Below are 19,761 nucleotides of genomic sequence, written 5' to 3' on the forward strand. Positions count from 1 at the left end.
CTTTTTAGAATTTTTTTTAGATGAGTTGATTATTCTGATTTTTTATATACAGTGACTGTTGAGGGTTGAAATATTTTGTTTGTGGTAGTATTTCGGAAGCCTCCGTAATGAAATTCTTTAATAGTGCCGGCTTGTTCCGGGGTATCAGTGATCACTGTCCGGATGGCTGTTTGCTCTTTAGGTGAATATGCGCTGCCTATTGTCGGTTCAAAATACTCTAAGTCGTATTCGTCTTCTAGAATATCTTGAATATGCAGTTTACAATTTTCCACTTCTCTCAATAATCTCGTATAAGTTTCAGGGGAACTTTTAGCTTCTGTATTTTCATAAAACTTATAAGTTTTCGTGAGTCGCTCATGCATTTTTATCATGTTTTTCAGAAGAGGTTTTACGATTTCCGCATGAAGATCCCGGTTATGACTTTGCAGTTCTTCATGAAGATCCTTAATGATTTTATCTTTGTAAGAAGAATCTTCCAATAGTTTTTTTAATGCATTTATTTGATCTCCGATTTGAGAAGGGAACGAGTGATCGGGATGCGTCGCAGGCTCTATGGAGCGTTCATCGTTTGGATTCCTATTCTCCAGGTTCTGCTGCCGTTCTTCAAGTTCTTTTGCTAATTTATCCAACTTTTCAGCACGTAGATTCAACTCTTCTTCTTTTTGTTGAAGCTCTTGGATTTTTAATTTCATTTCTTCTTCTTGTTCGGGAGAAAGTTGTTCCTGTTCATTGGGGGAGGATGTCGCCTCATCGGTAGCTGGAGAGGGAGTGTGATTGGGCATTCCGGTTGAGATTAACTGAGCAAGATTAGCTTCAAATTGGCTCATTCTTTCCAATAGCTCTTCCATTTTGTTATTTTTACTTTTGGGCCATTCCATGTTGTGTGTGTTTATAGATTAATATAATAGATTTTTATTTCTGGTTTTACATAAAGTATGAATACTTTTTATTAGATCAAATAACGAATAATTGTGTGTTTTTTAATCTTGTCTCGCAAATATATAGTTTGTAGTTGTGAAAATCAAACATATTGCTTTATAAAATTGTTGTAAAATGATTTTGTACCGGATATCCGGTACAAAATTGAAATCAGTAAAGACTTCTTTAATTTATATTGATGGTTGGTACTGCTTTTAGTGCATTAATTTAATATGAGCTTGATACAATATTAGAATAATTGTAGTTGTCCATCATAGACTAATTTAAAGTTAATGGTGGATCTTTTTTCAAAGAAGGGTAACTATAGCAGTCAATATCTTCATAATATAATAGTTAAATAAGTATTGACTAGAGTGTTTCTATTTTAGAGATGTTCTTTATTGGTTTATTGTTTATCATCGGTCTTTTCTAGGTTTATTTAATCGGTTGTGCTTATCATAAAATATTTTCTTTACCGTTAATAATCAGATACAACTTGAATTTGAGAAACGACTTAGTTTAACACTCTCCATGAGTTATAACCTTTTAAAGTCTTATGAATCAATGTTTTTTAGTTAGGTATATACTTGGGGAGTGGAATCCACAAGTTAATGTTTGTATATTCACCCAGTAACACTTATTTGATGAAAATTGTCGGAGGAGGTAGAATTTATTTCCTCAATTCAAAAAAATAATAAAAATACGTATGAGAAACAGATATGTCAGGTATTTGTATGTATATTATGGGTAATAATATTTGAAATAAAGAGAATTGTCTAAATAGAATAGAAAGAGGATAACTATAGTTTCCCAATTATTTATTTAGTTGGGAGCATTACGATGATGATGTACTTTTTCTTGCTACCATTCAGATTCTTAGTAGAAATCATTTGTTAAACAATAGATTTTAGTAACTTTAGCCTCTGAGAGCATAGCGGTAATTGCTATTGTTAGATACTATAGATTCAGTACTCATAATTATTTCTCTTGATTATTATATTATTCATAATATTGAACTCACGTTAAATATAGATAAAATGAAAAAGATCAATGCGGCTTTGGTAATATCTCTGTTTGTAATGACAGGATGTGGAGGAAATAAACAACTGACAGATGATTGCATCACGGTTGATGTTAGTGCGGATTATCCTAAAAAGGAACTGATCCTTCAAGATTTTATGGATGTGGAATACGTTCCGTTGGAAACTACTGACGATTTTATAACTCAAGGTATTGTGAAAGCTACCGGCAAGAAAATTCTGTTGGTTGCAAACAGGATTATGGATGGTAATATTTTTGTGTTTGACAGGGCTACTGGTAAAGGGGTACGGAAGATTAACCGTTTGGGACAAAGTGGTGAAGAATATTCGCATATTACGTCTATTGTTCTGGATGAAGATAATAACGAAATGTTTGTTGTAGATTATCCTGCAAGGAAAATATTGGTATATGACTTATATGGAGAGTTCAATAGAAGTCTCCCATTTCCAGATACCTGCTATTATGAGTTTTTATCGGACTATGACCGGGATCATCTGATTGGTTATAAAAGTTATTTGCCATTGATAGAAACCGACGAATCATGCCATGTACTTATTTCCAAGAAAGACGGAAGTGTTACACGAAAAATTCAAATTCCTTTCAAAGAACTCGAGACACCGGTTGTGACGAAAGATGAGGCGATAGTGACTCCAGGTTTTTTTCTGATAACCCCGCATGATGGTAATTGTCTGCTGACGAAAACATCATCTGACACAGTATACAATTACTTACCGGATGGCACTCTCAGTCCATTTATTGTACGGACTCCTTCCATTCATTCTATGGATCCTAAAGTATTTCTTTTTCCGACTATTATCACTGATCGGTATTATTTTATGCAAACTCTTGATAAGAAGTTTAATTTTGAAAAGGGGAGAGGTTTCCCGACCAATGATTTAGTGTATGATAAACAGGAAAAAGCAATATTTCAATATACCGTATATAATGATGACTTTTCTAATAAACACCGGGTTGCATTGGGACAGCAACCCGAAAAATCTGTAGATGAAGAAATTGTAACCTGTCGTGCTTTAAATGCTTCAGACCTTGTCGAGGCAAACGAAAAAGGAGAACTGAAAGGTAAGCTAAAAGAAATTGCTGCGGGACTGAATGAAGAATCGAATTCGGTGATTATGTTGATAAAACGCAAGAAATAAAGATAGTAAAGGCTAGAGGATAGGTAGGTATTATATCCATGCTCATACGCCGTTCGAGGGAAAGTCCATTTCCATATCTGAGAGTAGTAATACCGATTATCGGGGCTATTGATGATAAAAGGTCTGCTGTAAGAAAAAGAAGGCGAACAAAGTAGAACGCGAAAGATGAAGAATGAAGAACGGGTTAACAGGTAGAAGTATTCCATCTACTTGTTAACCCGTTCATAATAAGTGTAGTTTATGAAGTTAATTGTGTACCAATGTACCGATTTCTTCTCCGGTAATCACTTTTTTCAGGTTGCCTACTGTATCCATATCGAATACTACGATCGGCAGATTATTCTCCTTACACATACAAGTAGCTGTCAAGTCCATCACTTTCAGTCCTCGTTTCAGCACTTCATCGTAAGTGATGTCGTGGAACTTGGTTGCCGTAGGATCTTTCTCCGGGTCGGCAGTATAGATACCGTCTACGCGAGTACCTTTCAACATGACGTCTGCTTCTATTTCGATACCGCGAAGCGATGAGCCGGTGTCGGTAGTGAAGAACGGATTCCCGGTTCCTGCCGACATGATGACGATTTCGCCATTTTCCATGCATTCAATAGCTTTCCATTTACTGTAGAATTCACCGATAGGTTCCATGCGTACGGCTGTAAGTACACGTGCTTTCACACCGGCCGCAACTAATGCCGAACTTAAGGCAAGGCTGTTAATTACTGTGGCCAGCATACCCATTTGGTCACCTTTTACCCGATCGAAACCTTTATTGGCTCCACTCAGTCCACGGAAGATGTTACCACCACCGATAACGATGCCGATTTGTACGCCTTGTTCATGAATCTCTTTGATTTGTGCGGCATATTCGGCCAATCGCTTTTCATCGATGCCGTATTGCTTTTCTCCCATCAGGCTCTCACCGCTGAGCTTCAACAGGACTCTTTTGTATTTTGCCATACGATTCTGATTGTTGGTTTACTTTTTTGCAAAGATACGCGATTCCTTTTAATGGACTATCTTTTTTGCTAAAAAAGCTTGTACAAGTCCGCGAAGCGACAGGTAGATAATAAAAGCCATCCACAAGGCATGATTTCCCATTACTTCTTGGAAGATGTAATAGGTAAGAAAAAAACTGGCAGAAGCGATGAACATGGAGAAAAGCATCTGGCGGGTAGCGGTGGCACCTATGAAAATGCCATCCCATAAAAAGGCGGAAAATCCGGCAAGGGGAATGGCTAATACCCAATAAAAGTAAGTGTCGGCTTCCTGGATAACGGATGATTCGTTTGTCAGTAATCCCAGAAATGATTGTCCACCAATACCGTAAAGAAGGGTGAACCCGGCTGATAATCCGACACCCCATCCGAATAACTGTCGGACGGTACGGTGAAGCTCCATACGATTACCGGCGCCAATATAACGACCGGCAAGTGCCTCGCCTGCATAGGCAAATCCATCCATAATATATGAAAAGAGGGTAAACAGCTGCATTAATAAAGTGTTTACAGCCAGTACTACTTCGCCTTGGGCGGCTCCGGCAGAGGTGAAGAACATCGTTACAGCTACCAGGCACAAAGTACGGAGAAAAATATCGCGATTTACCTGAAAGAACCGATACATGGCTTGTTTTTGCCAAATGCCTCTCCAATGGACTCGTTTCCGCAATTGTTTATAATAACGTAGCCATAAAAGCAGAGCCATCAGGAAACCTGCATATTGGGCTATAAGCGTTCCGAGAGCTACTCCTTCTACTTTCATTCCGAAAAGGAATACAAAACAAAGACTTGCCAGGATATTCACAATATTCTGCGTAATAGCGATATACATCGGAAAACGGGAATTCTGCATTCCGATGAACCAGCCGGCAAAACCGTAAAGGCCGAGCATGGCAGGAGCCCCCCAGATGCAGATACGAAAGTAGAGAGTGGCCAGACGTTCTACTTCGTCGGAAGTCTGTATGAAAGCAAATGCGGCTTTTTGGATGGGATATTGCAGAGTCATCAGACAGAGTGCGATAAACAATCCCACGCCGACTGAACGTAGAAGCAGTTTTGTTACTTCTTCCAGATTACGTTGTCCGAATGCTTGGGAAGTCATGCCGCTGGTGCCCATCCGTAGAAAGCCGAATATCCAGTAAATGATGTTGAACAGCATGCCACCTACAGCAATGGCTCCGATGTAGGCGGCCGATCCCAGATGTCCTACAATAGTGACATCGACCAGTCCCAATAACGGGACTGTGATATTGGAAATAATAGAGGGAACGGCTATTTGCAGAATCCGTTTGTTTCCGTTACTGATGTGCATTTGTTTATTCATTGACATGCAAAGTTACATGAAAAACAGAGAATATGAAAATGATGTGAACAATCATGTAATTATATTGGTTCGCAACGTTCTCAATACAGGAATTAATATTATTTTTGTCTGCATATTGAAAGATATCTTACAGACAATTAACAAACATCGCAGCGAGGCAGCATCATCAATTTGAATTTAATAACTAAATGAAAAACATATGAAGCAATTTATTCTAATAATGATTTGTATATTACTACAAGTCATTCATGCGCATGCAGGGTCTAAGGACATAACGTGGAAATGGGATTATTCCGAAGCGGATGATATTTTTATTGATTTGCTTGGCAAGGCGGCTACTGGATTTATGGAAACGAATACGCCTAACTGTTATGGGGGGAAATTAGTAGTAAAACTTCCCGAGGGATTACATTTTAAGCAAACAGAGGCACCTGCTTTTTTGTTGATTGGCAATGCGGAAGAAATAGCTTTTAACGTTGACGTAAATGATAGTATGGCTATTCTTTCATTAAAGACATCTTCAGTACAAACTGTTCCGTCAGAAGCTATTAATATTACACTTAATCCTAAAGCGATTAAAGGCAAACTCAGAAAAGGTATGAACACAACCGGTAGGTTGAGTTTTCATCCATCAGAGATTCCTACCGTATTTAAATCGCCGATAACGGGTAGAACGTATCATTTAGTGTTTAATGATGAGTTCGATGATGGAGTGATAGATACTTTAAAATGGGATACGAGAAGTAGAAGAAGTCCTTTTACCCGTAGAGGTATGTATCAAGAGAAACCTTACTATGTGCTGTGTCATGAGGATTGGACCAAAGAGTTGCATGGCGAACTTCGTTTGGAAGTCTCTAAATACCCGACACAAAACAATGTTGTGATGACCGGTGGGATTTTATCACTGGGCAGGTTCATGGCACGTTATGGTTATTATGAGACAAAGGCTTCATTTAGAGACTGTATTGGTGAAGGTTACTGGCCTGCTTTTTGGATACATTTTGATGAAGCCGATAAGTATGGAAAAGGAACTGAAATTGATGTTTTTGAATATATTCCTAAAGATAAACAAATCTTTCAGACACTTCATTGGTATAAAAAACAAGCAATGGAGGAGCAGCAATCAGAAGTGCAACATGCAGCTCTGGATTACGATAAAAGTGGGCAATTTAAAGAACACCGTTCGTCTACCAAGTATTTTGTATTGGATGAAGCTCAGAGTAAAGAGCATACATTTGCTGTGGAATGGACCCCCGAAGAACTGATTTTTTACACAGATGGTAAGGTTACCCGTCGGGTGAATCGGAAAGATGATCCCAAACAAGTGCCAAGTGCTTACCAAATGGTTTATTTCTCTTGTTCCGCAGGAGAATGGGGAGGTAATGTGATGGAAAATCAAGTACCTGCCTATGTCTATTTTGATTATTGCAGATGTTATCAGGAAAGTGATCAGGATGCTATTTACACCGTTAAAGGTAATGGGATGAAAGTTCCGGCGAGCCGGCGTGTGGGAAAGCTCTGAATATAACAAAGAGTCAGGCTCACAAATATTGAAAATAATAGTGAGTATGTGACTTGGGAATACACAATATAAATACTATCTTTGTAGGGACCTAACTAAATAAAAATGAAGAAGATGAAAACCTTGACTTTATTTCTTTCCTTGCTCTTTTCTTTCCCGTTTGTGCTTTCGGCTCAGATGGTGGGAGAGACTTTGCAGAAGGTCTCTGCTGCCCTTGATAACAGACAGTGGGACCAAGCTGTTACTTTGTTCCGCCAAGCGGTAAATACCAATGTAGAGAAAGCCGAAATGTTCTATTGGACAGGTGTGGATAAGAGTCTGGAAGTATCATCCAGGATAGGGCGGGAACTGGCTGCTTATTACAAAAAATCACGCAGCTATGACAAAGCGTATCTTTTTTACAAAGAGTTGCTTCAAAAATCTCCGAATGATGTTAATTGTCTTGTGTCATGTGCTGAGATGGAAGTATGCCGTGGGCGGGAGTCTGAAGCTTTGGAGACTTACCGGAAAGTACTGTCATTGGATGCGGATAATCTGGCAGCCAATATTTTTATCGGTAATTATCTTTATTTGAAGGCGGAGAGAGAGAAAAAACAGTTAGAAGCAGATTATAAAAAGATTAGTGCTCCCACTCGGATGCAGTATGCACGCTATCGTGATGGTCTTAGCCGTGTGATGAGTACCGGATACGGAAAGGCAAGGGAATATCTTCAAAAGGTGATCAGTCAATTCCCTTCTACTGAAGCTCAAAAGACATTAGAAAGAATAAAGCTTATAGAAAAAGAGGTGAACAGATAACTGTTCACCTCTTTTTCTATATGTTGTTACCGGGCTGTGCGTATGGGTAAATCAATAGGTCCTTCGACAACGGAACGCGTTTGTGTTTGTCCTTGTTTGGGGCCGGGTATCAGTGGACTGTATGTCAGGACGTGACGGATACGGGAACGTTGGTCGTTGGTAAACCGGTCTGAGTAACTTACGGAATAATCCATAATATTAGTAGAAGTAAATGTCTGATTGGTCTTACAATTTTTACGTTTTACCAGATAGTCAAACGTGAAGTTTGCCGGATCATTCTTCGCGGTGTAGGCGTAATCAGCGTCATACTCCACTTTATTATAAGTAGGGGTGTCGTCACAATAATCCGAATCAAAGCAACCGTCATAAATACCTTCGTCATTTTCAGAAAAAGCATGGTGTAAGCCCAGATAATGACCTAATTCGTGAGCTAATGTTACGGTGATGTCTGCTGTACTATATTGGGTTGAAGTTGACTGGTCATTAATGAATAAACTGTTGATGGAGACACTATATGGAAATTTCAGATTTTGTTTCTCTAAATAAGATTTTTGTGTTTTGCTCAGTCCTTCCAGATAATTGCTTCCTACTGTGGAAAAAGGTATATGTGCAATTCCCAGTGTGGTACTGTTTGTACTCTCATCGTCCTTGAAGTTGTATACCATTACGTTGATATAGTTATTCGGTTCCCAGATGTATTTTACATATTTACCTGTTTCGTCATTCATGAAGACATCACAGTCGATAGGGTAACTTTCCTCCCATAAAACATATTTCACTCCCGGAGTTGATAAGGGTTTCCCATCTTCATCAGTAGTAGCCAGCGTAAAAGTCAAGTTCATATCCACACTTTTGGTTTTATCTTTATAAAGCTTGTTGACTGTATCTAATATTTTGGCTAAACGGTCTTGTTTAACGTATTGTAAAGGATTGTTTTTATCTTTATATAGTACATGGAAAATAACCGGGAGGTTATAGTGATACTCACCTGCTGTTGTACTTCTTCCTTGCTGGCTAATGCTGATGGTTTTCTTGATTCCGCCGGAAGTAACGACAACTGTCATATTTCTTTCGGCTTCATCCAGGTTAGCTTCCACAACAATGCTGAGTGATTGATTGCTCGTTCCTTGATTAGGAACGAGATTACATGCTGTAGAAGAACTTGCTGCTGTCCAGGAGTCACTACTGGTAATGTTTACGGTTAAAGTAGCCCCGTCACTGCTGATGTTTTCAAAAGTTGATTGGGATAATTCAAGTGTAGCATCGGAGGTGGAATCCTCACAACTACTGAAACCAATAAGTACTAAAAGTATAACGAATAAATATTCTGTTTTCATAAAAGAATGTTTTTTTATAAAGAACACAGGGTCAAAGATAATGGTTTAAACTTTAAATCTCAATTTTAAAGAATGTATTGTACTTCTTTAAATAGATATCGACGGATCTTACCCGTCTCGTCTTGTAGAACTAAATGACCATCGGCTTCTACTTCTACAATTCCGGCATTAAATGTTCCTTCTGAATCTTTATAAAAGTGTATGCCTTCTTTGCGGAAGAGAGCTGCCTGATAACGATCGGTGATAAATTCAATATCTCCTTCCTGTAAGATCTTATAGTATTCTTTTATCCGCTGAAGAACTTGTGCGAGTATTTCCATACGGTCAGACTCCCGGTGGGTGATCTGTATGATTGAGATGGGATTGGGAGCAGAACTGTGAAATTCTTTCTGATTGATATTGATACCTACTCCTGCAATACTCTGGCTGATATGTATTCCCATCAGATCGTTTTCAATCAGCATTCCGCAGATTTTTTTGTCCTTCCAATAGATGTCATTCGGCCATTTTATAGAAACGTCTCCTATATATAGATCAAGTGTCTCTTTAACTGCTAAAGAGGCGATTTGTGAAAGCAGGAATTGCTTACGTGCTTCCAGGAAAGTTGGATACAACACGAAGCTGAACATCAGGTTTTTTCCGTCTTCCGATTCCCAACTGTTTCCGCGCTGTCCTCTGCCTGCAGTCTGGAAGTCTGCCACCACTGTGGTCAGTTCGCTAACCTTCTCCTTTTCGCAGAGGGCATTTAAATAACCGTTGGTGGAGTCTGCTTTTGCAATATGAATAAGGGGGACAGGGAAAGATTCAGGGCAGGGCATCATATTCGGTACGTAATTTTTTGGTAAACTTCTTCATTACTTCATCGTAAGAATGATCTATCAGTTGCTTGATCAGCTTGTCATCCGCATCCCGGTCAAAGTAGACTTGATTCCAATACTTCTTGTGAAAATGATAAGCTCCTTCGATGGCCGAATAGTGCTCACGTAATTCGATGGCATAGTCCGGATCACATTTCAATGAAATCGTATTGGCCCTTTCCAGATCGATCAGGGCGAACATTTTATCCATTACTTTCATGACGAGTGAATATTCGTCGAATGGGAAGCATTCTGTGACTGCTTTTTTCCGGAGGCAGTATTCTCTTGCTGATTCTATATTCATAAAACTCTAAAATAATGGCGGATAAAACGCCTCTTTTATATGTTCAATTCTAAAATTTCCGGTTTTGCCTATCACGGTGATAATATCAAACCGTACAGGTTCATCTATTTGGAATAACTTGATATATGTATCGGCTGCTATTACAGTGCGCCTGATTTTTTGTGGAGTGACGGCGTCTTGAGGAAGTGCGAAGTCCGTATCGCTTCGGGTTTTTACTTCTACAATAATCAGTTCTCCGTTTTTAGCTGCCACAATGTCCAGTTCGAAATGTCCTTTACGCCAGTTACGATGCCGAATTACGTAGTCATGCCGTTCCAGATAGTCGACGGCGGCGTCCTCTCCGGCTTTTCCTAGAAGGTTGTGTTCTGCCATAAAGAAGATTTTTATATTTATAGGTCGGTCCGGTGATAAAACATGGATGTGTATCGGCCGACCGGACATATTATTTCTGCAAATTTACTCTTTTTATTCTTTGAAATTACAGAAGTAAAAGTAAATTTGCAAAGAATATGAGAAAGAGAGATAAAAAATGTAATAAGGCAACTCCGGACGAACCTAAGCGGGAACGACGGATGAGCATATTGCTGAGCGAAGATGAGCAGCAGATTGTGGATCGTTATCTGGATAAGTATAAGATAACGAATAAATCACGCTGGCTTCGTGAGACGATTCTCATGTTTATACATAAAAATATGGAGGAGGATTATCCTACTCTTTTTGGTGAACACGATATGAGGCGTTAGACGTATGCTGGATGATTCTTATTTTATGAAGCAGGCCTTGATAGAGGCTGTTAAAGCAGGAGAGAGAGGAGAAGTCCCTGTTGGTGCTGTAGTGGTCTGTAAAGAGCGGATCATTGCCCGTGCGCATAACCTGACTGAAACACTGAATGACGTGACTGCCCATGCTGAAATGCAGGCCATTACTGCCGCTGCCAATGTTCTTGGTGGGAAATATCTGAATGAATGTACTTTATATGTCACAGTGGAACCTTGTGTGATGTGTGCCGGTGCTATTGCCTGGGCTCAAACGGGAAAGCTGGTGTTTGGTGCCGAAGATGATAAGAGAGGCTATCAGAGATATGCTCCGCAAGCACTCCATCCTAAAACAGTTGTTGTCAAAGGAATATTGGCTGATGAGTGCGCCGGGCTGATGAAAGACTTTTTTGCTGCTAAGAGGAGGTGATAGTTCACCACTGCCCCTATTCTTTTATTTCTTCGTAGTCTACGTATTCTCCTTCGTTATCATCAAACAGTTTTTTGTGCTTGGCTCCTGTCCCAGTGATGATTTCTTCTTTATCATTAGCCTGAGTTTGGTGGTAGTATCTTCTGCTTCCTGAATTATTATTGGGTCCGTTACGATCTGAACCTGACGAGGGCGAGCGTTTTCCAAGTCCGAAAACGGCTCTTAATACGCTGCCTACAAGGGCCAATCCGATGATTATAACGGCTATGACAATAATGAATAAAAATCCTAAAATGTGAAACATGGGCTATTTGTTTTATGCATTGTTTAAAATTTGTAGTACAACAAACGTGCCAGAAGGATTGTTTATTTATTTTTTCTTGTTAAAAGTGAAAGAATGATATACCACACAATAACTGCTGAGAATCCGCTGATACCCAGAAACAGTAGTAATGGAATGCAGACAATCAGAAATATGAAACTTACCTTATTATCTTTCCAAGAAAGATTTTTGAATTTCAGAGAGAACATGGGAATTTCAGCCACAAGCAACCATGAAAAGAGCATTACCATTATAATAAGGTATATAACATTGCAATGTGCCAGCAGAAAATCTTTGCCACCTACGATTAACGCTCCCCAATAGAGGGCATTGGCCGGTACCGGAAGGCCTATGAAAGAACTGGTTTGCCGCTCGTCTACGTTAAAATTAGCCAAACGTAAAGCAGAAAAAATAGAGATAAGGAATGCCAGATAAGGGATATAATCTCTTAATCCTGCCAGAAAGTCGGGGTATATCAATCCGGGTTCTTTCAAAAATGAAAAAACAAGTAAAGAAGGGGCTACTCCAAAACTGACGTCATCCGCCAGTGAGTCGAGTTCTTTTCCTATCGGAGAATATGCATGAAGCAGTCGTGCCAGCATGCCGTCGAAAAAGTCGAAGACAGCACTTAATATAATGAAGATAAAAGCTAGTTCATACTTAGCTTCAAAAGCCATCACGCCGGCAATGCAGCCTGAAAAAAGGTTCAGGCAGGTTACTGTATTGGGTATGTGGCGGGTTATAGCATTTGCCATTATTGTTTCTTATTTTAATTTGGCGATAACAGTTTGGTTACCGGTGGTCAATTGTCCCATGCTGACACAGATTTCTGTGCCTAACGGGAGATATACATCTACACGTGAACCGAATTTTATGAATCCCAAATGCTCGTCGATATAACATTCTTCTCCCGGTTCGGCATATGTTACAATACGTCTTGCCATTGCACCGGCTATTTGCCGTGCCATTACCTCTACTCCCTCAGGAGTTTCGATGACGATCATTGAACGTTCATTTTCTGTACTGGCTTTCGGAAGCCATGCTTTCATGAATTTACCATTATCATGAGTGACTTTCTTGACCACTCCGTCTACCGGATACCAGTTGGCGTGTACATTTAGTATGCTCATGAAAATAGATACCATAATGCGGCGATCGTGGAAGTATTCATGTTCATCTACTTCTTCGATGACTACGATTTTTCCGTCTGCCGGTGCAACTACAATCTTTTCTGTATCCTGTCCGAAAAGCCGGATGGGACAACGGAAAAAGTTAACCATCAACAGATAGACGACGATACTTACCAAAGCCACCAGATAGAATGGTATTTTACAATCAATTCCCCAGTAAAGAGCCAGATTTATGATCAGTAGCAGAAAAAAACTACCCCATAAAATATGTGTTCCTTCACGGTGAATTCTTATCTTTTTTAATTTCTTAAGTCGACCCATTTGCGCTATTTAATGATAATTATCCGCAAAAGTATACTTATTTTAAAAATCCAGCAAGCATTTGCAGGTAGAAATGACTTATGTTGATAACTTTTTGAAGTTTATCTTTGTTAGTAGCTGTAGACATTGTAATTTTATGGCTTCAAATTATCAACCTATAACTATGCAGGATTTCGTTCATTTACACGTCCATACGCAATATTCTCTTCTGGATGGTCAGGCCAGTGTCAGTGCATTGGTCGATAAGGCTATGAAAGACGGGATGAAAGGTATTGCCGTTACGGACCATGGAAACATGTTCGCCATTAAAGAGTTTACGAACTATGTTAATAAGAAAAATGGAGGTCCGAAAGGAGAAATAAAGGACCTGAAGAAGCGGATTGCAGCTATTGAAGCCGGTGAAGTGGAGTGTGCGGATAAAGATGCCGAGATTGCTGACTGTAAAGCTAAAATAGCGGATGCGGAAGGGCGATTGTTCAAGCCTATCATAGGCTGTGAGATGTATGTGGCTCGCCGTACAATGGATAAAAAGGAGGGAAAGCCTGACCAGAGCGGGTATCACCTGATTGTGCTCGCCAAAAACGAGAAGGGGTATCATAACCTGATAAAATTGGTTTCGCGGGCATGGACCAAAGGTTACTATATGCGTCCCCGTACAGACCGGAACGAGTTGGAGAAATATCACGAAGGTTTGATTATCTGTTCTGCGTGCTTGGGCGGTGAAGTGCCCAAAAAGATAACTCAGGGATTGTTGGCGGAAGCAGAAGAAGCCATCCAATGGTATAAGAACCTGTTTGGAGACGATTATTATCTGGAAATGCAGCGCCATAAAGCGACAGTGCCTAAAGCAAATCATGAAGCTTATCCGTTGCAGGTGAATGTAAATAAGCATTTGATTGAATACTCCAAAAAGTATAATGTCAAGTTAATCTGTACGAATGATGTTCACTTTGTCAACGAAGAACATGCTGAGGCGCACGATCGGCTGATCTGTTTGAGTACGGGAAAAGATCTCGACGATCCGAACCGGATGTATTATACGAAACAAGAGTGGATGAAGACGAAGGCAGAGATGAATGAACTCTTTGCCGATGTGCCCGAAGCATTGAGTAATACACTTGAGATTCTGGATAAAGTAGAGTATTATTCAATCGATCACGCACCGATTATGCCTACTTTTGCAATCCCCGAGGACTTTGGTACAGAAGAAGGATATCGGCAAAAATATACGGAAAAGGATCTTTTTGATGAGTTCACCCAAGACGAAAACGGCAACGTGGTGTTGAGTGAGGAAGCAGCCAAAGATAAAATAAAACGTTTGGGAGGCTATGATAAACTGTACCGTATCAAACTGGAAGCCGACTATCTGAAAAAGCTGACTTTCGACGGAGCTAAGAAGTTTTATGGTGATCCGTTGTCACCGGAGGTCAAAGAGCGGCTGGTCTTTGAATTACATATTATGAAGACCATGGGTTTCCCGGGATACTTTCTTATAGTACAAGATTTTATTGCCGCCGGGCGTAATATGGGAGTCTCCATTGGTCCGGGACGTGGTTCCGCTGCCGGTTCTGCCGTAGCCTATTGTTTGCAGATCACTAAAATAGACCCGATCAAATACGATTTGCTGTTTGAGCGTTTCTTGAATCCCGATCGTATTTCATTGCCTGATATCGATATTGACTTCGATGATGATGGTCGTGGCGAAGTGTTACGTTGGGTGACGGAGAAATATGGACAGGAAAAGGTGGCGCATATCATTACCTATGGTACTATGGCTACGAAACTGGCTATCAAAGATGTTGCCCGTGTCCAGAAACTTCCGCTTGCCGAATCGGATCGCTTGGCCAAATTGGTTCCGGATAAAATTCCGGATAAGAAACTGAATCTGAAGAATGCCATAGAATATGTGCCCGAATTGCAGGCGGCTGAAGCATCGCCCGATCCTTTGGTGAGGGATACGATGAAATATGCCAAGATGCTTGAGGGGAATGTGCGTGGAACGGGTGTACATGCCTGTGGCACTATTATTTGTCGTGATGATATCACGGATTGGGTACCGGTCAGCACGGCTGATGATAAAGAGACCGGCGAAAAGATGCTGGTTACCCAATATGAAGGTTCGGTGATCGAAGATACCGGATTGATCAAGATGGACTTTCTGGGGCTGAAAACATTGTCTATTATAAAGGAGGCTGTCGAAAATATTCGTTTGAGTAAAGGAATGGAACTGGATATCGATTCCATTTCAATCGAGGATCCGGCTACTTATAAACTTTACAGTGACGGACGAACGATCGGTACTTTCCAGTTTGAGTCTGCCGGTATGCAGAAGTACCTGCGTGAGTTGCAACCTTCTACGTTTGAGGACCTGATTGCGATGAATGCCCTTTACCGTCCGGGTCCGATGGATTATATTCCTGACTTTATTGATCGTAAACATGGACGTAAGCCTATTGAATATGATATTCCTGTCATGGAGAAATACCTGAAGGATACATACGGTATTACGGTCTATCAGGAGCAGGTCATGCTTTTGTCACGTCTGCTGGCCGACTTTACGCGTGGTGAATCGGATGCCCTCCGTAAAGCGATGGGTAAAAAATTGCGTGATAAGTTGGATCACATGAAACCCAAGTTTGTAGAAGGCGGAAGGAAAAACGGACACGACCCGAAAGTTCTTGAAAAGATTTGGGCGGACTGGGAGAAATTTGCATCGTATGCGTTCAATAAATCACATGCCACCTGTTATTCTTGGGTTGCCTATCAGACTGCTTATCTGAAAGCCAATTATCCGGCTGAATATATGGCTGCTGTCATGAGCCGAAGTTTGTCGAATATCACTGATATTACCAAACTGATGGACGAGTGTAAAATGATGGGAGTACAGACGTTGGGACCGGATGTGAATGAAAGTAACCTGAAGTTTACCGTAAACCGGAATGGAAATATACGTTTCGGATTGGGAGCCGTCAAAGGTGTGGGTGAGGCTGCCGTGCAAAGCATCATGGAGGAGCGAAAAGAGAACGGTCCCTTTAAAGGTATCTTCGACTTTGTGCAGCGTGTCAACCTGAATGCTTGTAACAAGAAAAATATGGAATGCCTGGCACTTGCCGGTGGATTCGATAGCTTTCCTGAACTGAAGCGTGAACAGTATTTTGCTGTGAACAGCAAAGGAGAGACTTTTCTTGAGACATTGATGCGTTATGGCAACCGTTACCAAGCTGATAAGGCTGCCGCCGTTAATTCTTTGTTCGGCGGAGATAACGTTATCGATATAGCGACTCCCGAAATTCTACCGGCGGAACGTTGGAACGATTTGGAGAGACTGAATAAGGAACGCGAACTGGTAGGTATTTATTTGTCGGCACATCCGCTTGATGAATATGCCATTGTGTTGGAACATGTTTGCAATACACATATGAGCGAGCTTGATGATAAATCGGCTTTGGCAGGAAGAGAGATTACGATGGGAGGCATTGTTACCAGTGTCCGCCGGGGTATCAGTAAGAATGGAAATCCTTATGGTATAGCTAAAATAGAAGATTATTCCGGTTCGGCAGAGATTCCTTTCTTTGGAAATGACTGGGTTACTTTCCAAGGCTATTTAGGTGAAGGTACTTTCTTGTTTATCAAAGCCCGTTGTCAACCTAAACAATGGCGTCCCGATGAACTTGATGTCAAGATTACTTCGATGGAATTGCTGCCCGATGTCAAGGAACAACTGATAGAGAAGATTACGATTCTGATTCCGCTTGCCGAACTTAATTCGGCTTTGGTAACCGAGCTTGCTTCTTTAACGAAAGAACACCCGGGAAATACGGAACTTTATTTCAAAGTAACGGATACGGAGGGGAAGATGTATGTAGACCTGATTTCCCGTCCTGTGAAACTTTCGGTTGGCAGAGAATTAATTTCCTATTTAAAGGAACGTCCCGAACTTGCGTTTCATATAAATTGATTATCTTTGCCGCATAACAGTGATAGATACTTAATAACTAACAATTAATAATTATAGAAAATGGCTTTAGAGATTACTGACAACAACTTTAAGGAAATCCTCGCAGAAGGATCACCGGTTGTTATTGACTTTTGGGCTCCTTGGTGTGGTCCTTGTAAGATGGTAGGTCCTATCATCGATGAACTGGCTAAAGAATATGAAGGAAAAGTGATCATGGGTAAATGTGATGTAGACGAAAACAGTGATCTACCTGCAGAATTTGGTATCCGCAATATTCCTACTGTTCTATTTTTTAAGAATGGAGAATTGGTAGACAAACAAGTCGGTGCCGTAGGTAAACCTGCATTTGTAGAGAAAGTTGAGAAATTATTATAATATACTTTCATTAAAAATATTTGTTTATGGGACTGGAAGACGATTTTTTGTTAAATGACGCCGATGATGAAAAGACCATCGAGTTCATCCGGAATTATTTGCCTCAGGAATTGAAGGAAAAGTTTTCGGAAGACGAGTTGTACTATTTCCTCGATTTGATTGATGAGTACTACTCTGAAAGCGGAATCCTAGATGTTCAGCCCGATGCTGACGGTTATGTTGACATCGACTTGGAGCAGGTAGTAGAATTCATCGTGAAAGAAGCCAAAAAAGATGAAGTGGGTGAATATGACCCGGAAGATATCTTATTTGTGGTGCAGGGAGAAATGGAATACGGCAACTCTCTGGGACAGGTGGAGTAAGCCAGTCTTCGTAAACCAAGAGATAAAAAGCGTGTAGAAACACTTCTGCACGCTTTTTTGTTGCATGTATGTGTGATAGTTTACTTCGTCTTGATTCTTCTCCTCCTACTAAAGTGCATTATGTTTTTTTGAAGTATCAGGTGTGTATAAGAGTCCGGATATTTGCTTGAAAGTGGGATGAATAAAAGCCCGGTTTAGTCTGTTTTTACGAAATAAGATATACTAAATTTCTTCTAATGCATAGTATTGGTAGTCTCTTACAACGGTCTGAAGAAATTTTTCATCGTTTATATTTGTTTGATCTACAGATAGCAGGGCACGAACTTTGGGTGCCAATTGTGCGATATGTCTTGTCCGATCCTTATGATGTAATTCTAATGCTTTACTGATTACGTTTATTTGTTCCAAAGACAGGTCGGCAGCTGATGGAAAACTGGGATGATATCCTTTAGTCAGATAATCGAACTCGTCAAGACTTACCTGTATTTTGCGATAGTTCTTTTCTTTAATTACCATTGTACCGGCAGCCAGATCTCCCAAACGTTGGCTGTTTTTGGTCAATAGTATGACCAGTACGCCCAATCCTCCGGTAATAGTTACGTCTATCCCATAGAGCAACCACCTTAGCAGATAGGCGCTCAGGCTGGGTGTCGTACCGTCTGCTTTTACCACACGGATATTCATAAGTTTCTTTCCGGCACTCTGTCCTTGGTTAAAAACTTCGCAAAGTAACGAGTAACATAGTACAGGCAGATAGATGAACAGGAACAACAGGAAAAACGTACTTCCGGAAAAAGCATGTATATTGAGTTTCCCCAATATATAAGAAGTGGCAAGAATGTAGATAAACAGCAGAAAATAGTCAATAATACGAGCCAGTATCCGTTCGCCAAGGCTGGCGGGTACCTGACTGATTCGTACGAATTGTCCTGTGATGATAGTCGATTCTGCCATTTCTGATTAAACACATTTGGGTTCCGGCTGCAAATATATCATAATTCTCTTACTTTTGCTTCCGGTTTCGGACAAAACTTATCCGGAACTGCAACCAAGCAGATGTGAAAGGATGCTGGTTGTTTTATTTCGGGTGCGTTCAGAGAGAAGGAGTCGCGCAAATAGATTTTTTTTTCGCGTTTTTGCATGAAAAAGATATCTTTATCTCTCTTTTGGTGACAGTCGCTATTCTCAAAATCTTCCTGATAGAGAAGTAAAGTACATAAATAGAGTATTTGTATACGGATTTTCTTGCCTTTTCGGGTAAATATTCCGGTTCTATCATTAAAACATTAGCTTCTTTCGGGAAAAGAAGTTAATGTTTTAATGATAAGAAGTTAGTCTTTTGCCCGTAAGAAGTTAATGTTTTGTCCGTAAGGAGTTAATTTCGTAAAAGACAGAGAAGAAAGTTATGTTTTTCAATGCTAATTGGTACTTTGGCATGGGTATTGGTAATCTGTCTTTGTGTATGTAAAATGAAAAGTATTAAAGCAAAGTGTTTGTGTCGTATGGTGGTTTCCAGGTTCTGTGATCGAGCTAAGGTGAAATGACTGGCATTCCGGTTTTGCCTAATGGCAAAATAAGGGCTTCTTTTGGTACTACTCGCAACCTAGATCGGAAATAGATGCGTATAGTTCCATCAGAAATACAAAATGTCATTATGGGTTACAACTATCAGAATGTAAGATTCTCCATCGGTGATGATGGTCATTCTATTTGTTTTTAAGCAGAGTTAATCCGATTTCTTCTAAAGTGTGACAATCATAGTCGATTCTGTCATTTCCGGTTAAACATTTTTTAGTTTTGGTTGCAAATATATCATAATTCTCTTACTTTTGCTTCCGGTTTCGGACAAAACTTA

The 19,761-nt window shown here is 40.2% G+C and carries 19 protein-coding genes; 8 read left to right on the forward strand and 11 right to left on the reverse strand.

Annotation, left to right across the window (positions count from 1 at the left end):
• Positions 1–29 precede the first annotated feature (29 nt).
• The gene (gene grpE, locus BF9343_RS02905; RefSeq protein WP_005801465.1) at positions 30–878 is read right to left on the reverse strand and encodes a nucleotide exchange factor GrpE; all 849 of its coding nucleotides are present in this window, start codon (positions 876–878) and stop codon (positions 30–32) included.
• Between the two features lie 1,077 nt (positions 879–1,955).
• On the opposite strand from grpE, the gene BF9343_RS02910 reads away from it, so the two are divergent.
• Positions 1,956–3,116, forward strand: a complete 1,161-nt coding sequence (locus BF9343_RS02910) for a 6-bladed beta-propeller (protein WP_005784712.1) — start codon at positions 1,956–1,958, stop codon at positions 3,114–3,116.
• Positions 3,117–3,362: 246 nt separating this feature from the next.
• Here the strand turns inward: BF9343_RS02910 and pyrH are convergent, their stop codons facing one another.
• Both pyrH and BF9343_RS02920 read right to left on the reverse strand, forming a co-directional pair.
• Positions 3,363–4,073: a UMP kinase gene (gene pyrH / locus BF9343_RS02915; protein WP_005784714.1), complete on the reverse strand. Its 711-nt coding sequence runs from the start codon at positions 4,071–4,073 to the stop codon at positions 3,363–3,365.
• Between the two features lie 48 nt (positions 4,074–4,121).
• Positions 4,122–5,435, reverse strand: a complete 1,314-nt coding sequence (locus BF9343_RS02920; protein ID WP_008658470.1) for an MATE family efflux transporter — start codon at positions 5,433–5,435, stop codon at positions 4,122–4,124.
• A 199-nt stretch (positions 5,436–5,634) separates the two neighbouring features.
• On the opposite strand from BF9343_RS02920, the gene BF9343_RS02925 reads away from it, so the two are divergent.
• The gene (locus BF9343_RS02925) at positions 5,635–6,957 is read left to right on the forward strand and encodes a glycoside hydrolase family 16 protein (RefSeq protein WP_032564227.1); all 1,323 of its coding nucleotides are present in this window, start codon (positions 5,635–5,637) and stop codon (positions 6,955–6,957) included.
• Positions 6,958–7,071: 114 nt separating this feature from the next.
• Complete coding sequence (locus tag BF9343_RS02930; RefSeq protein WP_008658473.1) at positions 7,072–7,755, forward strand: tetratricopeptide repeat protein; 684 nt, start codon at positions 7,072–7,074, stop codon at positions 7,753–7,755.
• A gap of 26 nt (positions 7,756–7,781) precedes the next feature.
• On the opposite strand, the gene BF9343_RS02935 is transcribed toward BF9343_RS02930, so the two are convergent.
• The 4 genes from BF9343_RS02935 to BF9343_RS02950 all read right to left on the reverse strand — a co-directional run bounded on the left by BF9343_RS02935 (position 7,782) and on the right by BF9343_RS02950 (position 10,625).
• Positions 7,782–9,092, reverse strand: a complete 1,311-nt coding sequence (locus BF9343_RS02935; RefSeq protein WP_005784723.1) for a zinc-dependent metalloproteinase lipoprotein — start codon at positions 9,090–9,092, stop codon at positions 7,782–7,784.
• A gap of 65 nt (positions 9,093–9,157) precedes the next feature.
• A complete protein-coding gene (locus BF9343_RS02940; protein ID WP_005784725.1) occupies positions 9,158–9,913 on the reverse strand; it encodes a biotin--[acetyl-CoA-carboxylase] ligase in 756 nt (251 codons plus the stop codon).
• Positions 9,897–10,253: an MmcQ/YjbR family DNA-binding protein gene (locus BF9343_RS02945; protein ID WP_010992124.1), complete on the reverse strand. Its 357-nt coding sequence runs from the start codon at positions 10,251–10,253 to the stop codon at positions 9,897–9,899. Before BF9343_RS02945 ends, BF9343_RS02940 begins: the two co-directional genes overlap by 17 nt.
• 6 nt (positions 10,254–10,259) lie before the next feature.
• Positions 10,260–10,625: a YraN family protein gene (locus BF9343_RS02950; RefSeq protein ID WP_005784729.1), complete on the reverse strand. Its 366-nt coding sequence runs from the start codon at positions 10,623–10,625 to the stop codon at positions 10,260–10,262.
• Positions 10,626–10,762: 137 nt separating this feature from the next.
• Here BF9343_RS02950 and BF9343_RS02955 point away from each other — a divergent pair, with 137 nt between their 5' ends.
• A complete protein-coding gene (locus BF9343_RS02955) occupies positions 10,763–10,996 on the forward strand; it encodes a hypothetical protein (RefSeq protein WP_005784731.1) in 234 nt (77 codons plus the stop codon).
• A 4-nt stretch (positions 10,997–11,000) separates the two neighbouring features.
• Entirely contained in the window at positions 11,001–11,438 is a 438-nt protein-coding gene (locus BF9343_RS02960) for a nucleoside deaminase (RefSeq protein WP_005784733.1), read from the forward strand.
• 16 nt (positions 11,439–11,454) lie between these two features.
• Here BF9343_RS02960 and BF9343_RS02965 read toward each other — a convergent pair whose 3' ends face one another.
• From BF9343_RS02965 to BF9343_RS02975, 3 genes are all read right to left on the reverse strand, one after another.
• Positions 11,455–11,742, reverse strand: a complete 288-nt coding sequence (locus BF9343_RS02965) for a DUF4834 family protein (RefSeq protein ID WP_005784735.1) — start codon at positions 11,740–11,742, stop codon at positions 11,455–11,457.
• Positions 11,743–11,804: 62 nt separating this feature from the next.
• Positions 11,805–12,515 (reverse strand): CDP-diacylglycerol--serine O-phosphatidyltransferase, encoded by a 711-nt coding sequence (gene pssA / locus BF9343_RS02970; protein ID WP_005784737.1) that lies wholly within the window; start codon positions 12,513–12,515, stop codon positions 11,805–11,807.
• A 9-nt stretch (positions 12,516–12,524) separates the two neighbouring features.
• Positions 12,525–13,211, reverse strand: a complete 687-nt coding sequence (locus BF9343_RS02975; protein WP_005784739.1) for a phosphatidylserine decarboxylase family protein — start codon at positions 13,209–13,211, stop codon at positions 12,525–12,527.
• Between the two features lie 163 nt (positions 13,212–13,374).
• On the opposite strand from BF9343_RS02975, the gene dnaE reads away from it, so the two are divergent.
• Genes dnaE through BF9343_RS02990 form a run of 3 tightly spaced genes read left to right on the forward strand, consistent with a single transcriptional unit; the run spans position 13,375 to position 17,906 of the window.
• A complete protein-coding gene (gene dnaE, locus BF9343_RS02980; protein WP_010992125.1) occupies positions 13,375–17,169 on the forward strand; it encodes a DNA polymerase III subunit alpha in 3,795 nt (1,264 codons plus the stop codon).
• 60 nt (positions 17,170–17,229) lie between these two features.
• On the forward strand, positions 17,230–17,544 hold the full coding sequence (gene trxA / locus BF9343_RS02985) for a thioredoxin (protein ID WP_005784741.1): 315 nt from the start codon (positions 17,230–17,232) through the stop codon (positions 17,542–17,544).
• Between the two features lie 26 nt (positions 17,545–17,570).
• On the forward strand, positions 17,571–17,906 hold the full coding sequence (locus BF9343_RS02990) for a hypothetical protein (protein ID WP_005784743.1): 336 nt from the start codon (positions 17,571–17,573) through the stop codon (positions 17,904–17,906).
• A 222-nt stretch (positions 17,907–18,128) separates the two neighbouring features.
• Here the strand turns inward: BF9343_RS02990 and BF9343_RS02995 are convergent, their stop codons facing one another.
• Positions 18,129–18,860, reverse strand: coding sequence for an RDD family protein (locus tag BF9343_RS02995; protein ID WP_005784744.1), 732 nt, complete (start codon positions 18,858–18,860; stop codon positions 18,129–18,131).
• Between the last annotated feature and the right edge of the window lie 901 nt (positions 18,861–19,761).

This window comes from Bacteroides fragilis NCTC 9343 (assembly GCF_000025985.1).
GTDB classification, from domain to species: Bacteria; Bacteroidota; Bacteroidia; order Bacteroidales; family Bacteroidaceae; genus Bacteroides; species Bacteroides fragilis.

Coding starts and splice junctions, on each gene's coding strand:
- dnaE (WP_010992125.1), top strand. CDS start 13,375: ATGCAGGATTTCGTTCATTTACACGTCCATACGCAATATTCTCTTCTG.
- BF9343_RS02935 (WP_005784723.1), bottom strand. CDS start 9,092: ATGAAAACAGAATATTTATTCGTTATACTTTTAGTACTTATTGGTTTC.
- pyrH (WP_005784714.1), bottom strand. CDS start 4,073: ATGGCAAAATACAAAAGAGTCCTGTTGAAGCTCAGCGGTGAGAGCCTG.
- pssA (WP_005784737.1), bottom strand. CDS start 12,515: ATGGCAAATGCTATAACCCGCCACATACCCAATACAGTAACCTGCCTG.
- BF9343_RS02990 (WP_005784743.1), top strand. CDS start 17,571: ATGGGACTGGAAGACGATTTTTTGTTAAATGACGCCGATGATGAAAAG.
- BF9343_RS02945 (WP_010992124.1), bottom strand. CDS start 10,253: ATGAATATAGAATCAGCAAGAGAATACTGCCTCCGGAAAAAAGCAGTC.
- BF9343_RS02950 (WP_005784729.1), bottom strand. CDS start 10,625: ATGGCAGAACACAACCTTCTAGGAAAAGCCGGAGAGGACGCCGCCGTC.
- BF9343_RS02975 (WP_005784739.1), bottom strand. CDS start 13,211: ATGGGTCGACTTAAGAAATTAAAAAAGATAAGAATTCACCGTGAAGGA.
- BF9343_RS02930 (WP_008658473.1), top strand. CDS start 7,072: ATGAAAACCTTGACTTTATTTCTTTCCTTGCTCTTTTCTTTCCCGTTT.
- BF9343_RS02940 (WP_005784725.1), bottom strand. CDS start 9,913: ATGATGCCCTGCCCTGAATCTTTCCCTGTCCCCCTTATTCATATTGCA.
- BF9343_RS02925 (WP_032564227.1), top strand. CDS start 5,635: ATGAAGCAATTTATTCTAATAATGATTTGTATATTACTACAAGTCATT.
- BF9343_RS02960 (WP_005784733.1), top strand. CDS start 11,001: ATGCTGGATGATTCTTATTTTATGAAGCAGGCCTTGATAGAGGCTGTT.
- BF9343_RS02995 (WP_005784744.1), bottom strand. CDS start 18,860: ATGGCAGAATCGACTATCATCACAGGACAATTCGTACGAATCAGTCAG.
- grpE (WP_005801465.1), bottom strand. CDS start 878: ATGGAATGGCCCAAAAGTAAAAATAACAAAATGGAAGAGCTATTGGAA.
- BF9343_RS02910 (WP_005784712.1), top strand. CDS start 1,956: ATGAAAAAGATCAATGCGGCTTTGGTAATATCTCTGTTTGTAATGACA.
- BF9343_RS02955 (WP_005784731.1), top strand. CDS start 10,763: ATGAGAAAGAGAGATAAAAAATGTAATAAGGCAACTCCGGACGAACCT.
- BF9343_RS02920 (WP_008658470.1), bottom strand. CDS start 5,435: ATGAATAAACAAATGCACATCAGTAACGGAAACAAACGGATTCTGCAA.
- BF9343_RS02965 (WP_005784735.1), bottom strand. CDS start 11,742: ATGTTTCACATTTTAGGATTTTTATTCATTATTGTCATAGCCGTTATA.
- trxA (WP_005784741.1), top strand. CDS start 17,230: ATGGCTTTAGAGATTACTGACAACAACTTTAAGGAAATCCTCGCAGAA.